A 14,321-nucleotide genomic window follows, 5' to 3' on the forward strand; every position below is an offset into this window, starting at 1 on the left:
TCATGAACCTTCTCGTGTGCTGGTGGCGGCGGCTCGTCGCGCCGCGGACGCGCGACGAGAGGCGAGGGACCCTTGGCGTCTCGCGGCCCGGTCCGCCGCGCGATCCGCGACCGTGGCGGGTGCGTCGGCCCCGCCGCCCGCGAGGAGGCGGGCGAGAGAGGCAACGGTCGGGTTCTGGAACAGGTCCACGAGGCCCACCTCGTGACCGAATTCGGCGGCCAGCCGATCTCGCAGCCTGGTGAGGAGCAGCGAATGACCGCCGAGGTCGAAGAAGTTGTCGTCGCGTCCCACCTCGTCGACGCCGAGAACGTCGGTCCAGAGCGTCGCGATCCGCTCCTCCAGGTCATCCGCGGGCGCCACGTAACTGCGGGTCTGTTCGCGGGCGAGGTTCGGGTCGGGCAACGCCTTCCGGTCGGCCTTGCCGCTCCGGTTGAGCGGCATCGCGTCCAGCCAGACGGTGTGCGCGGGAATCATGAAGTCGGGCAGGTGGGCGCGCAGGTGAGCGCGTACCGACTCGGTGTCCCGGTCGGCACCACCGGCGGCCACCAGGTACGCGATGAGACGTTCGTCGCCCGGCCGGACCTCCCGCAGCGCGATGACCGCCGCCGACACCGCCGGGTGCTGCACGGCCACGTACTCGATCTCACCGAGTTCGATCCGCTGGCCGCGCAGCTTCACCTGGTCGTCGAGCCGCCCCAGGTACTCGACTACACCGTCGGCGCGACGTCGGCCGAGGTCCCCGGTCCGGTAGAGCCGCGGACCGCGTGCCGGGTCGACCGTGTTCTCGATGAAGCGCTCGGCGGTCAGTTCGGGACGCCCGAGGTATCCGCGCGCCAGATTGTCGCCCCCGAGACAGATCTCCCCGCGCGCCCCCAGCGGGACGAGCCGGCCCTGTTCGTCGAGCAGGTGAACCTGGGTGTTCGCGATCGGTCTCCCGATCGGAACCACCGGGGTACGCGGTTCCCTGCGACAGTCCCACCAGGTCACGTCGATGGCGGCCTCGGTCGGCCCGTACAGGTTGTAGAGGTCGACGTCGGAGGCGTCGAGTATCCGGTCACGCAGGTCGACGCTCAGGGCCTCTCCGCTGCAGATGATCCGGCGGACCGTGGCGGGCACCTCGCCCACCGAGTCGAGGAAGGCCCGCAGCATCGACGGCACGAAGTGGACCGTCGTCACCCCGGTCCGCCGCATCTCGGACGCGAGATACTCCGGGTCGCGGTGACCGCCGGGCGCCGCCACCACGATCGCGGCACCCGTCATGAGTGGCCACAGGAACTCCCACACCGACACGTCGAAGGTGTACGGGGTCTTCTGCATGACCCGGTCCGCGGCACCGATGGGCATCGCGTGCTGCATCCACCACAGCCGGTTACGCAACCCACGGTGGGTGTTGATCACGCCTTTCGGCCGGCCCGTCGACCCGGAGGTGTAGATGACGTAGGCGGCGTCGTCCGGACCGTGGGTCACCTCCGGGCGGGTGGCCGGCATCCCGGCGAGCCGGTCGCCGAGGTTGTCCAGGGTCCAGACGGGAACGTCGAGACCGGCCAGCCGGGACGTCTCCGCCGACTGGGTGAGCAGGACGACCGGACGCGCCTCGGCCACGATCCCCGCGATGCGTGTCGGCGGAGAATCGAGGTCGAGCGGCAGATATGCGCCGCCCGCCTTGACGGCGGCCAGCACCGCGACGACGAGGTCGATGCCGCGGGGCAGGGCGAGTGCGACGATCCGGTCCCGGTCGACCCCGGCCGCGATCAACGCGTGGGCCAGTTGGTTGGCGCGCTCGTCGAGCTGCGCGTAGGTGAGTTCCTCCGTCCCGAACACGACGGCCGTCCGCCCTGGCTGGTCGGCCACGCGCTCGGCGACGCACTCGTCCACCCACCGGGCATCCTCGGTCCACGGCGCGTCGATGGAGTTGAACTCCGCCACGAGCTGACGGCGTTCCCGCGGGTCGAGCAGATCGACCTCGTCGACCGGTCGGTCGATGTCGGCCACGATCTCGGCACAGACGTTCCGGAAGTGGCGCACGAGCCGCTCCATCGTCGCCCGGTCGAAGAGATCCCGGTCGTACTCCAGCCATCCCGCGAGATCGGCGTCGTGGTGGAACGCCTGGAGTTCGAGGTCGAAGCGGGATCCCTCGCTGGGCGTCTCCAGCCGCCTGAGTCGACCTCCGAAGCCGGTGCCGGGTACCGGCTCGCGTCCATAGGTGAAGCTCGCCTGGAAGAGCGGGGTACGGCTGAGATCGCGCGGGATGTTGAGATCCGCCACCACGAGATCGAACGGCACGTCGTGGTACTCGTAGGCGCCCAGGCACGCCTGCCGCACGGCGGAGATGACGGCCCGGACGCTGTCGTCGTGGCGGATCACGGCCCGGATCGGCAACGCGTTGATGAAGTAGCCCAGCAGGCCGCCGAGCTCGGCCCGGTCGCGGCTCGAAGCCGGCGAGCCGACCACGATGTCGTCCTGTCCGCTCCAGCCACGAAGGACGATCATGAAGGCCGTCAGCAACACCATGTAGGGGGTGGCGCCCGTCTCCCGGGCCCGCCCGGCGATGCCGTCCATCAGCTGTGCCGTCAACGACACCGGGACCTGCTCGCCCCGCATGCCCTGCACCAGCGGACGAGGCCGGTCGACCGGGAGGTCGAGCGACGCGGGCGCCCCCTGGAGTTCCCGGCGCCAGTACCCGAGATCCTTGGCCCACGCGTCACCGGCCCGCTGCTGCTGCTGCCAGGCAGCGAAGTCGCCGTACTGGATCCGCGGCGCGACGACGTCGGCGGACCTGCCGTCGAGCAGCGCCAGGTAGGCCTCGGACAGGATCCCGAGCAGGATCCCGAACGCCTGCCGGTCGAAGAGCAGGTGGTGCGCGGCGGCGGCGAGCACAGACCGCTGCGGGCTGGTGTGGATGACCGCGAAGCGCAGCGGCGGCGCCGCTTGAATGTCGAAACCCTCCGCGGCCACGACCTGCCACGCCCGGGCGGCCACGGCGGAGTCGTCGGCGTCCGGCATGTCGATCTCCGAAATCGACACCTTCGCCGGCGCCGACACCACCTGGACCGGGCGGCCGTCCTGAACGGCGAATCTCGTTCGCGCCACCTCGTGGACCCGCGACACCTGCTCGAAGGCCCGTTCCAGGACGTCCACGTCCAGGCGGTGTCCCACGACCTCCACCGCCGAGACGCCGATGTAGGCGGGGTTTCCCGGCTGCAGTTGTTCGAGGAACCACATGCCCTCCTGCAGGACGGAGAGCGGGAAGCTGACGCTCTGGTCCTGCTGGGCCAGCATCTGGTCGAAGCGCGCACGTTGTTCCGGCGTCAGCCGGGCGAGGCGCTCCTGGAAGTCAGACGTCTCCATGCACGTACCCCGAGTCCTCAGCACCCATCCGGCTGAGCAGCTGCTCCGCCAGGAGCTGACGGCGGTCGACGACGGTGATCGGGGTCTGGGCCGGATCCGGCTCCCCCGTGCTCGCTTCCTCGATCTTGGCGAGGATGGCCGACGCCAGACCGCCGACCGTGGCGTCCCGCAGGAAGTCGGTCATGGTGAGGTCGACCGCCAGCGCGCCCTGGACAGCGTTGTGCAGCTCGATCGCCATCAGCGAATCAACTCCCTGTTCGGTGAGCGTGGCGTCGGGGTCTATCCCGGCGCCGGAGAAGCCCATGGCCGCGGTGAGTGCCGCGGTGAGCTGCTCCACGAGCAGGTCCTTCGCCTCCTTCGGCGAGCGGCTGGACAACTGGTCACGGGTGACCGCGAAGACCGCGGCCGCCGTCACGCCGCCGGGTACGGCTGCGGGACCGTCGTCCGGACGAGGCGCGCCGGTCCGGTCGGCCACGGCGTCGACCGCCGGAGCACGTCGGGCGGAGGAGTCGATCCCGTGCCAGCACCTGACCGGCTCGAACGGGTACGTCGGGGCGGTGACCCCATGGCGGTCGACCCCACGATGGAACTCGGACCAGTCGATGTCCACACCACGCACGTACAGACGGGACAGCGCGCTGCTGATCGCCCCCACGTCCTCCTGGCGCCGACGAAGGCTGGGCACCATGAGGACGTCGTCGCCGGCGGCGAAGTTGCCCAGCGCCATGCCGAGCAGCTCGGCGCCGGGCCCGACCTCGACGAACGTGGAGATCCCCAGGTCGGCCAGGTAGGCCACACCGTCGGCGAAGCGCACCGGCGACCGGGTGTGGTCGCACCAGTACTCCGGCTCCGGCGCCCGGTCCCACGGCAGCGGTCTGCCGGTGACGTTGGAGACCAGCGGAATCACCGGGGCGGCCATCCGCAGTCCTCGGCAGTGGTCGCGCAGCGGTCCGAGGATCGGCTCGACCAGTGGGCTGTGGCCCGACCGGTTCGCGGCGACCTGACGGACCTCGAACCCGGTCCCCCGGAGCAGGCGCGTGGCCTGCTCGATTCCCGCCGGATCCCCGGACAACGTCACCTGCGTGGGGGCGTTGACGGCCGAGATCGCGACGTCGGCGGTTTCCGGATGAGCGCGGAGGATGGCCGCCACCTCGTCCGCCCCGGCGAACACCCCGACCATCACGCCCGGCGTGTCCAGTCCGTCGAGCAGGCGTGACCGTTCCAGCACGAGCCCGAGACCCTGCTCCAGATCCAGGACACCGGCGAACGTGGCGGCGATGTACTCCCCCAGGGAATGGCCGATCAGCGCCGCCGGCTCCACACCCCAGGACCGCCAGGTGGTCGCCAGTCCGTACTCGATGGCGAACAGCCGGAGCGTCTGGTGCTCCGTCCTGGCCTCCGATTCGTCCACCACCGCGGGTCGTTCGAGCGCTTCGAGGACGGACCAACCGGCCAGTTTCCTCGCCACGGCGTCCACCTCCTCCACCGCGGCACGGAACACTCCCACCTGCCGCAGCAGGCCACGGGCAGCGCCGTCGTAGTAGGTGCCGGCGCCGCTGAAGAGAAAGGCGACCTCCGGGTCCTTCGCCGCCTGCCCGACGAGCAGGCGGCTGGACGAGTCACCCCGCACGAACTCGCCCAGCGAGCGGCGTACCTCCTGGGCGTCCCGGCCGGACACGGCCAGGCGGTGCCGGAAGTGCGTGCGCCCGACGGCGGCGGCGGCGCACTGCGCGTCGAGTGGGAGGTCGTCGCGGAGCCAGGCCTGGTGACGCCGGGCGGTCTTGGTCAGCGCACGCACCGTCTTCGCCGACAGCACCAGCGTGGCGACCGGGCGCGGAGTGGCCGGCTCACGGCGGACGCGAGGCGGCGCCGCCCGGACGACGACGTGGGCGTTGGTGCCGTTCAGGCCGAAGCTGTTCACCCCGGCCACCCGGCCGCCGGGCAGGTCCGGCCAGTCCTCGGGCCGGGTGGCGATCCGCAGTGGACTTCCCGCCAGGTTGATCCTCGGGTTCAACTCGGAGAAGTTGCGGGTCGGCGGGATGATCGCCTTCTGCACGGCGAGGATGGCCTTGATGAGGCCGGCCATGCCGGCGGCGGTCTCGAGATGCCCGATGTTCGACTTGACCGACCCCAGGAAGAGTGCCGGCCCGCCGTCGCGCGCGAACACCTCGGCAAGGGCCTGCGCCTCGATGGGGTCACCCAGCTTGGTGCCGGTTCCGTGCGCCTCGATCAGGCCGACCTCGGCGGGCTCCAGACCCGCGTCGTCGAGCGCTCGACGGATGAGGTCTCGGTGCGCGGCTCCGTTGGGGGCGGTGAGCCCGGCGCCCCTGCCGTCCTGGTTGACGGCCGAACCGGCGATGACCGCCCGGATCGGGTCGTCGTCGCGTACGGCGTCCTCCAGCCGCTTCAGCACCAGGACGCCGCAGCCCTCACCCCGGACGAAGCCGTCGGCGTCCTTGTCGAACGCCTTGATCCGCCCGTCCCCCACGAACGACTCGTTGAGCTGGGACAGGGCGATACTCGCCTCGGGGCCGAGCAGCAGGTTGACGCTGCCGCAGACCATCATGTCCGCATCGCCGGTCTGCAGGTCGCGGCAGGCCCGGTGGACCGCCACCAACGCCGAGGAACACGCGGCGTCCACGACCGTGGCGGGTCCGTGCAGATCGAGCAGGTAGGCCAACCGGCCGACCGCCATGCTGGGCAGCGTCCCCAGGGCCGAGTACGCGGAGATCCGACCGAGGTCGCTGAAGACCTGGGCGGCGTACTCGATGCCGGTCATCGCGAGCACGATCCCGGTCCGGGTGCCGGCCAGACGCGTCGGATCGACCGACGCGTCCTGAAACGCCTCCCACGCTGATTCGAGGAAGATCCTGTGCTGCGGATCCATCAGCTGGGCTTCCCGCTCCGAGATGGAGAAGAACTCGTGGTCGAAGACGTCGACGCGGTCCAGGAAGCCGCCCCAACGGCTGCTGATCCGGCCCGGGACCTGAGGCTCCGGAGAGTAGAACTCGTCGACGTCCCAGCGGTCCGGTGGAACCTCACTGATGCCGTCCCCCGCGGTCCGCAGGAACTCCCAGAACTGTTCGGGACCTCGGACGTTGCCCGGGAACCTGCAACCCACACCGACGACCGCGACATCGGTTCGCTGGTCCCCGCTCACTTCTGCCCGACGCTCTCGGACGCGCGATCCAGCTGGACACCCATCAGCTCCGCCACGTGGTCGCTGAGCGCAGCGATGGACGGGTACCGCCAACCGACGGTCGCCGACAGCTCCGCCCCCGTCGCCACTCGCAGGCGTTCCGCGAGCTCGGCGATCGCCTGCGAGGTCAGGCCGAGTTCCACGAAGGGCCGCGTCTCGTCGATCTCGGTGGCGGCGACACCGGCGATCCGTGCGACCTGCTCGACCAGAAACGCCGTCATCAGCTTCCGCCGCTGCCGACCCGGTTGCGTGCTCACCAGCCTGTCGTATAGCTCGCCGGCGGCACGGGCCGGTTCAGCGGCGTTCGGGAGTGCCGAGGAAGGGGTTCCTTTCGGGGCCTCTGCCGGCACGTCGGGGACGGGTACGCGCGAGGCGCGCGCAGCGGCATCATGCATGCGCTTTACCTATTCGCTAAGTGTTCATAAGGGTAGGGAGTGGCCGGCTACGGTCGATTCAGCCAGCGTCGGACTATGCGTTTTTCACGACTTGGGCAGCCGCTCCGATACAGGTCAATACGGACATGCTAATGGGCCATCTCCACGCGTCTCTGGTTGCGTAAAATGGCCCGTGAGCAGGGAAAACATGCAGATCGAATAAACGATCAAGGGCCTTTAGGTACGACAGGAGCGTACAAGGCCATCGAGCGAGAAATACAGGGTTGAAAGAGCGAGAGATCCTGTTACCATGGGCCCGCGCTAGATCGGTTCGGGTATATACGCGCACACCCGACCGAGTCCATGAAACCGCTTAGACCCCAGCAATGTCCGCCACCACGCCGTTCTCTGTAACGGCGCGGTTAACCCCCAGCGCGCTTTAGCGTGATTTTTTGACGGCCGGCGCAGATCCGGGGCGGCATCCTGCGATGATTAGCGCCAAAGCTCATACCGGCAGGTATGAGTTATTCATTGCCTGACCCGTTCGTGCGTTCGCGACGGACGCGTCCGGGACCACCGCTCGCGGGCTTTCACCCAGCCCAACTCGTCCTCAGCCTGCGGTGCGCCACGACGACGTAGGCCGCGGTAGGGCCGAGCACAGTGCCCGCGCCGGCCAGGCAGGCCGACAGTGTGCCAGCCATCGTCGGTCCGTCGGTCAACGCTGCGATGCCAGCCACGTAGATCGCGGCCAGCACCGCGGCAACGGCGAGCGCGACCAGCAACTTCACGTAGAGCCGTCCGCTCTTCGCGGAGATCTCGCCGACCCAGCCCGCCGGCACGACCAGCAACGGCACCACCACGGCGCCCAAGAACAACAGCGAACAGCAGAGCGCCGGAAGAGCGAATGGGCCACCCGGATCCCCACTGGTGTTCCACGCGTACACGAGCAGTCCGGCGTAGACGACGGGTGCCTGCACGACGAACACTCCCCAAGCGACACACGCACCCGCGATGTGGCGATCAACCGTTCTGTTCATGATGCCTCCCGTACGACGGCTCCAGGAGGCTACGCCACTGCGCCATGTTGCCGTGAGGCGATGAATCGGCGGTCGCCACCGGCGGGACCGCCCTCGGTTCGGTCGACCCCCGACCGCGGGGATGTGGGGACCCCACCAAGGCCGAAAGTCCCTTCCCACCGCACAACCGTTCCCCGATGCTGACGGTGAGCGGCCGTTGACGATGACGCGGACGACGGCACGCCGACAGGGGCGTTCACAGATGCGGACGCCACTCGGTGCCGGGAGGGGCCATGACGAACGGCAACAGTACGCGACAGGACACCTCCCGGCACGACTCCGTGCCCATGAGGGCGACGCTGGAGCAATGCGTGCACATGGCCACCGCCGCGCCGTCGCTGCACAACAGCCAGCCGTGGCTGTTTCGCATCGGCGACGGCACGGTGGACGTGTACGCCGACCGGCGTCGGCAACTGGACGTCCTCGATCCGAACGGCCGGGAACTGTTGATCAGCGTCGGCGCGGCCAGCTTCACGCTCGGCCTCGCGCTGCGCGGAGCCGGCTACCTGCCGGCCGTCAGCGCCTTCCCCGATGATCGGCAGCCTGACCTGGTGGCGCGGGTGACCGCCGAGCATCGCTCGGCACCCAGCACCGCCGACGAAGCGCTCATCGCGGCGATCCCCCACCGGCACACCAACCGGTATCCGTTCGCCTCGTCCGCCGTCCCCGCCGACGCACTGGAGCATCTCGTCGACGCCGCCCGCCGCGAGCGTGCCGTACTCACGGTGGCGAATCCGGCCAGCCGCAACGCGATCATCGGCCTGTCCCAGGACGCCGACCGCCGGCAACGTGCCGCCGGTGGGTACCGCGCGGAGCTCGCCCGCTGGACCACCCACCGCACCCCGCACCGTGACGGCATACCACCATCCGCGATCGGACCCTGGGATGCCCTTGAGATCATGCCGATCCGGGACTTCGGTCTGCTGCAACCCCAACTGACCAGGGCCGCCGAGGCATTCGAGCCGTATCCCACGCTCATGGTGCTGGCCACCGCAGGCGACGACCGGGCAAGCTGGCTCCGCGCCGGGCAGGCACTGCAGCGGGTCCTGCTGACCGCCACGTGGCTGAACCTGGCCACCACACCGATCAGCCAGCCGGTGGAGATCCCCGCCATCCGCAAGCTCCTGAGTGACACCACCAAGGGCATCTGGGCGCAGATCATCCTGCGCGTCGGTTACGGCCGTCCTGCTGCCGCCACGCCCCGCCGCCCACTGACCGACGTACTCCTGCCAGCCGAGGACTGACCTGCGTCGGATACGAAGGGCCGGTAACTGCCAGGGCGAGCGAGTACGCGATCGTGCTTGAGCGGCACCAGACTGACCTCAGTACTCGAAGTCACTCCGGTCCCGCCGTTCACCGGGCGGGGCGTCAGCGCTCTCGCCGGCCCCGACTACCTCGTCGAGGTCGAGGCCACCGCCGTCATGGACTGAGAGCGCGTTTCACATTGCTGTCAGTCGGGTGTGTTGAAGGTGCGGCATTGTTGGCGTGTGGCGGGTTCACCTCGTGTGAGACGGCGGAGCATGCCGCCGAGGGCGACCCATTCGGATCATAGTCTCGGACGTGCTGGGGTAGGTCTCGTAGTCGCGGGCCAGGCGGCGGTGGGCGGTGATCCAGGCCAGGGTTCGCTCCACGACCCAGCGGCGGGGGTGTACGACGAAGCCGCGCTGGTCGGCGGGTTTGCGGACGATCTCGACGGTGGTGCGCAGCAGGTCGCGGGCCCAGTCGACGAGGCGGCCGGCGAAGCCGGTGTCGGCGAAGACATGCCGGATGGGGGTCGCTGCGTAGGTGCAAGTAGGGCGCCTTTGGCGCCGTCGCGGTCCTGCCAGGACGCGGCGAGGACCCAGACGGTGACCAGGAGGCCGAGAGTGTCGGTGACGATGAACCGTTTCCGGCCATTGATCTTCTTGCCGGCATCGTAGCCGCGGGAATCGCGGGGCACGGTGTCGGCACTTTACGTTCTCGACCACCTCACACCCAGCATTCTCGAAGACGAGAGGTTAATCGCCTTCTACGAAAAGATAGCCACTCAAGCTCCTAGCCTCTCGTGCCGCATTGTATACTTTCAATGCAATAGTTCTCTCCGCCGGCGCCATCGCCTCATGCATTGCCTTTTCAATCTCCCTGATCATCCAGTCCAACTGGATGTAATTGAACATGGCGTCGGCGTAGGGATCAATTATGTCGAATACCCGGCTACCACGCGAAGCCAGCCTTCGAGCAAAACCCAGAAACGAGTTCTCAGGGTCGTCCGAGAATGTTGTTCGACGATTGTGCAGCTGGTCCTCAACATGGAATGCGAGAGCCATCCCCATACCTCAATTCGGCAGCCCAGGATGCATTGTCACAACGGCCATTCTCTTCGGTCACAACGGCATATACATTGGTTGGCAAGCCATTCTGGTCCTTGCCGATGATGCGGTTGTCAGGCAGCGAACATACTCGGTTGCAGCGACCGTTCGTTTGCTGCTGCGGCTTGAATTTCGCAGCCTCGTCTGCGAGCTCATCGCAGTCGACACCCTGGTCGAACTTTCCCTTTCCTGCGACTTTCGCATCTGGCCCATGATACTTGTCGACATGGATATAGCTTTCCGGAGCCATCCATGGATCATCGCAGTTGTGGACGAGGACCGGTGTGGTGCCGGCGAGCACATAGTAGGTGTGGATCTGGTTGACGGTGAGGTCGTGCATGACCTCCTGGCCGAGGTAGGACTTTACCGTGGCCACGGTGACCGGTGAACCGTCGCTGGTCATCATCGACTCGCCGGCACGCAACTCGGACGCGTCAACCCGGGCCGAACGGTCCCGACTCCAGAACGGGTGGTTCGCCGTGGTCTCGACCAACACCTCGCCGCCGCTCGGAGTCGCCAGCGTGAGGTCGGTCAACTCGACGTCCACGTTGATGTGGGTGGCCACGACCTCCTCGACCGTGCTCTTCCCGGTCTCGGGATCGGTCGCGACGACCCTGTCTCCCGGCTTCAGCGTCTCGATCGGCCGCACCGAACCGTCCGCCATCAACACCAACGTGCCTGGCGCGAAAGCATCATGGCCAGCGGCCGGCTGCCCTGCTCACAGGCCAGATGCAGCTTCGTGCTCAACCCGCCGTGCGAACGACCGATCGCATGATCGGCGGGCTCGATCTGCACCCCACCCGGCGGCTCAACCTGAGCCTTGCCGTCGCGGCGGGCACCCGCGGCGTGCTGATGCGCCCGCGTCACCGTGGTGTCCACCGACACGTCCCACCCGATACGCCCCGCAGCATCCTCCCGAGCCAGCACCGCGGTGAACACGGCCTGCCACACCCCGGCCCGCTGCCACCGGCGGAACAACCCATACACCGTCTGCCACGGCCCATACACCGCGGGAACATCACGCCACGGCGAACCGACCCGCATCCGCCACCGGATCCCATCGATCAACTGCCGCCTACTCCACTTCGGCGCACGCCCCAACCGACGCCGCCTGGGCAACAACGGCTCCAGCACCGCCCACTGCTCATCGGTCAGGTCGTGTCGCCTCGTCACCGCTAAGGTGGCCACGAGGTCTCCGGTACTGGGTTCTTCTTGGTCGTTGAACCACCTACCGGAGACCTCGCCCCTTATCGATCACCGACACGCCGACATCGGACCAGACGATCTCCACTTCTGAAACACGCCCTAAGCCGAGAGCACAAGAGCGGTCACATCCTGTCAGGGCAGATCGCACCTAAGTGGATATCTCACACACAGCCATCACGTAGAGCAACTGCCTAGCCTGCTAGCCGTGTCTCAGCGTCCCGGGCGATCGCGTCGTCGGTCGGCGGCGCCCCTCCACATGCCCGGCGGCCCGTACCGCCCGTACCGCCCGGAACCTATGGCGCGGCTGCCCGCATGCCGGTTGAGTCACAGCGGTCCCGGCGGAGAAAGTTCGCCAGCAGGTGCCTGAACTCGTGCGGGTGCTCGATCGCCGGCACGTGCCCGCATCGGCCGAGCACGTGCAGACGGACATCGGCCAGGTGTTCGAGTAAGGGCTGGACTGCCGTCCCGAGCGGGGTGACCCGGTCGTTGGCACCGTGCACGAGCAGCACGGGCGCGCGAACCGCTGCCAGCGTTCGTGCCGAGAGGGTGAGTTCGTCGACCCATCGTGCCCTGGGCGGAGGGAACAACGACGCGAATGCCGCCGCCCCCGCTCGCATCGCGGCGGCACGGGCGTCGACGGCCGAATCGGTCACGAGCGTCTGGTCGAGGACGAGGCGACTCAGCATGTCCCGTGCCCCGACCGGGCTGGCGGGCGCGGCCCAGATCGCGTCGAGTTCGGCGGACAGCGGTGCCCCGGGGGCGCCCATCGTCGAGACCGCCACGACACGGGTCACCTGCTGGGGGCGCGCGGCCGCCAGCGCCAGCGCCACGGCACCGCCCATGGAGTGCCCCACCACGGCGTAGTACCCGATACCGAGAGCATCCATCAGGCCCGCGGCCTGCTCCGTCCACAGCCGGAGCCCACCCCTGGCTCCCGCCGGGACAGGTGTACGGCCGAACCCCGCCTGGTCAGGCGCCACCAGGTGCCAGGACGTGCCCAGCGCCTGCGCCGTCCCTGCCCAGGCTCCGGATCCGGTAGTGCCGGGCCCGGAGCCGTGCAGCATCAGCACCGCGGGGCCGGTGCCACTCTCCAAGAAGTGGACGGGAGAGCCGTCGACTGTAACGGTCCGAAGTGCCGTCACCGGGGCACGCCAGGTGTTCAGGCCGATGCGGGGTTGACGGACTTCGAGAAGAGCTCCATCATCGCCCTGCCGAACTGCGGCATGTCGGGCCACCCCCGGCAGGAGACGAGGTTGCCGTCCACGACGTCGGGAGCGTCGATGACCGTCGCGCCCGCGTTCTCTATGTCACCGGTGATGGGTGGGAAGCACGCCGTCTTTCGACCCTTCAGCAGCCCGTACACCGCTGGTACCTGCGCGCCGTGGCACACCAGTGCGATGGGGAGGTTGCGCGCGAAGAAGTGCTCGGTGATACGCCGGACGTCGGCGTCGACCCGGATCCACTCGGGGGCCCGACCCCCGGGGATGATGAGGGCGTCGTAGCGCTCGACGTCGACCTCGGCCCAGGGCACGTCGACCGGCAGTTTCCGACCGTTCTTCTCCACGTAGGCGTCGGAGTTGGGGTCGAACTCGTGGATGACCAGTTGCACGTCGCGCCTCGTCCGTGACGAGACGTCGACGTCCCAGCCGCCCTCCTGCACGCGGTAGTAGGGATACATGGTGTCGAGTTCCTCGGCGGCGTCGCCGGTCAGGAGCAGCGCTCTGGGCACCTGCTTCTCCTCGCGTCTGGGGGCGGGTGAGGTAGATCCAATCCGATCCGATCCGATTTGGTTAGCATTCCCCGGCCCAGACCGCCCGTCAAGCCTCCGCCGCCACCGCGTCCTTGGCCTCGTCGAACAATCGCCGGAAACGCTCGCCGGACCGCAGAATGTGGCGGCGCATCGCGTACGCGGCGGCGTCGGGATCGCGCGCGGCGATCGCGGCCACAATCTCCTCGTGCTCGGCCATGGCCAGGTGGGTGACCTGGGCGTCGTGGTGCAACCGGAAGAGATGCACGTGGCTGTGCAGGCGCGCGAGCGCCTCCCGGATGACCTGGTTCTCCGCGCTCAGCGCGACGAGATCGTGAAAAGCGGCGTCGCGTAGACCGAAGGCGCCGTAGGCCGTCGGGCCGTTGCCCCCCTCCAGCTCCGCCATCTCCGCCAGCATCCCGCGCAGACCGGCAACCTGCTCCACGGAGGCGCGTTCGGCGGATCTGCGCGCCGCCGCCGGCTCGAGGAGCAGGCGAACCTCGAGCATGTCCTCAAACCGCTGACGGGTGATCTGGGGTGGAATGCGGTAGCCGGCATGGGGCACCCGCACGACCAGACCCTCGGCCTCCATGCGGTTCAGGGCGTCCCGGATCGGCGTCTGCGAGACCCCCAGTTCTCGCGCCAGGACGTCGATCGTGACGCGGGAGCCGGGCTCGATCCGCAGCGACATGAGCTGTCCGAGCAGCGTGTCGTACACCTCGTCGGCGAGCCTGCCGCCGGCTCTTCCCGGCGACGTACCGCCCGTCACGGCCCGACGGCCCCGCGCGATCGTTCCTTCGTCGTCCATCGTGACGTGAGGCCCTTCTTTGCGTCTTCCGGAACCTGTTGACATCAGTCACAACTCTGCGACATGCTGACGCCCCAGCCGGATCGTATAGGAAAAGTGGCGTACAACCGCCATCCTGCTCGGTTCACCCCCGGTCCGCGGACGGGCCGAAGGACTCCTCGACGGCGTGAAGATCCAGTAAATCGCGGCGTGCTCGTGACGCCGGCCTGCGGGGC

Annotated in this window: 10 protein-coding genes and 3 pseudogenes; 2 read left to right on the plus strand and 11 right to left on the minus strand. The window is 68.6% G+C overall.

The window, feature by feature from the left end:
• The 4 genes from SM447_RS17460 to SM447_RS17475 all read right to left on the minus strand — a co-directional run bounded on the left by SM447_RS17460 (position 1) and on the right by SM447_RS17475 (position 7,898).
• On the minus strand, positions 1-3,348 hold the full coding sequence (locus SM447_RS17460; protein WP_474573869.1) for a non-ribosomal peptide synthetase: 3,348 nt from the start codon (positions 3,346-3,348) through the stop codon (positions 1-3).
• Positions 3,335-6,508, minus strand: coding sequence for a type I polyketide synthase (locus SM447_RS17465; protein WP_474573870.1), 3,174 nt, complete (start codon positions 6,506-6,508; stop codon positions 3,335-3,337). The genes SM447_RS17460 and SM447_RS17465 overlap by 14 nt, the downstream gene beginning before the upstream one ends.
• The gene (locus SM447_RS17470; protein WP_474573871.1) at positions 6,505-6,804 is read right to left on the minus strand and encodes an acyl carrier protein; all 300 of its coding nucleotides are present in this window, start codon (positions 6,802-6,804) and stop codon (positions 6,505-6,507) included. The genes SM447_RS17465 and SM447_RS17470 overlap by 4 nt, the downstream gene beginning before the upstream one ends.
• Before the next feature lie 707 nt (positions 6,805-7,511).
• On the minus strand, positions 7,512-7,898 hold the full coding sequence (locus tag SM447_RS17475) for a hypothetical protein (protein WP_474573872.1): 387 nt from the start codon (positions 7,896-7,898) through the stop codon (positions 7,512-7,514).
• A gap of 332 nt (positions 7,899-8,230) precedes the next feature.
• Here SM447_RS17475 and SM447_RS17480 point away from each other — a divergent pair, with 332 nt between their 5' ends.
• Both SM447_RS17480 and SM447_RS17485 read left to right on the plus strand, forming a co-directional pair.
• Positions 8,231-9,241, plus strand: coding sequence for an Acg family FMN-binding oxidoreductase (locus SM447_RS17480; protein ID WP_474573873.1), 1,011 nt, complete (start codon positions 8,231-8,233; stop codon positions 9,239-9,241).
• Between the two features lie 84 nt (positions 9,242-9,325).
• Positions 9,326-9,427, plus strand: a pseudogene (locus SM447_RS17485) (RidA family protein); the annotation flags it as partial.
• A gap of 66 nt (positions 9,428-9,493) precedes the next feature.
• On the opposite strand, the pseudogene SM447_RS17490 reads toward SM447_RS17485, so the two are convergent.
• From SM447_RS17490 to SM447_RS17520, 7 genes and pseudogenes are all read right to left on the minus strand, one after another.
• Positions 9,494-9,945 (minus strand): annotated as a pseudogene (locus SM447_RS17490) (transposase); the annotation flags it as partial.
• 49 nt (positions 9,946-9,994) lie between these two features.
• On the minus strand, positions 9,995-10,303 hold the full coding sequence (locus SM447_RS17495) for a hypothetical protein (RefSeq protein WP_474573874.1): 309 nt from the start codon (positions 10,301-10,303) through the stop codon (positions 9,995-9,997).
• A 295-nt stretch (positions 10,304-10,598) separates the two neighbouring features.
• Positions 10,599-11,045: pseudogene (locus SM447_RS17500) on the minus strand (polymorphic toxin-type HINT domain-containing protein); the annotation flags it as partial.
• Positions 11,009-11,533: an IS5 family transposase gene (locus SM447_RS17505; RefSeq protein ID WP_474573875.1), complete on the minus strand. Its 525-nt coding sequence runs from the start codon at positions 11,531-11,533 to the stop codon at positions 11,009-11,011. The pseudogene SM447_RS17500 and the gene SM447_RS17505, both read right to left, overlap by 37 nt.
• Before the next feature lie 311 nt (positions 11,534-11,844).
• Positions 11,845-12,645 (minus strand): alpha/beta fold hydrolase, encoded by an 801-nt coding sequence (locus SM447_RS17510; RefSeq protein ID WP_474573876.1) that lies wholly within the window; start codon positions 12,643-12,645, stop codon positions 11,845-11,847.
• A gap of 65 nt (positions 12,646-12,710) precedes the next feature.
• Complete coding sequence (locus tag SM447_RS17515; protein ID WP_474573877.1) at positions 12,711-13,280, minus strand: DJ-1/PfpI family protein; 570 nt, start codon at positions 13,278-13,280, stop codon at positions 12,711-12,713.
• A gap of 88 nt (positions 13,281-13,368) precedes the next feature.
• The gene (locus tag SM447_RS17520) at positions 13,369-14,106 is read right to left on the minus strand and encodes a GntR family transcriptional regulator (RefSeq protein ID WP_474573878.1); all 738 of its coding nucleotides are present in this window, start codon (positions 14,104-14,106) and stop codon (positions 13,369-13,371) included.
• Positions 14,107-14,321: the final 215 nt, after the last annotated feature.

The organism is Micromonospora aridisoli (assembly GCF_056150025.1).

What these genes read in the sequence shown, in the direction of transcription:
- SM447_RS17460 (WP_474573869.1), bottom strand. Translation starts at nt 3,348, where the DNA reads ATGGAGACGTCTGACTTCCAGGAGCGCCTCGCCCGGCTGACGCCGGAA.
- SM447_RS17480 (WP_474573873.1), top strand. Translation starts at nt 8,231, where the DNA reads ATGACGAACGGCAACAGTACGCGACAGGACACCTCCCGGCACGACTCC.
- SM447_RS17495 (WP_474573874.1), bottom strand. Translation starts at nt 10,303, where the DNA reads ATGGCTCTCGCATTCCATGTTGAGGACCAGCTGCACAATCGTCGAACA.
- SM447_RS17520 (WP_474573878.1), bottom strand. Translation starts at nt 14,106, where the DNA reads ATGGACGACGAAGGAACGATCGCGCGGGGCCGTCGGGCCGTGACGGGC.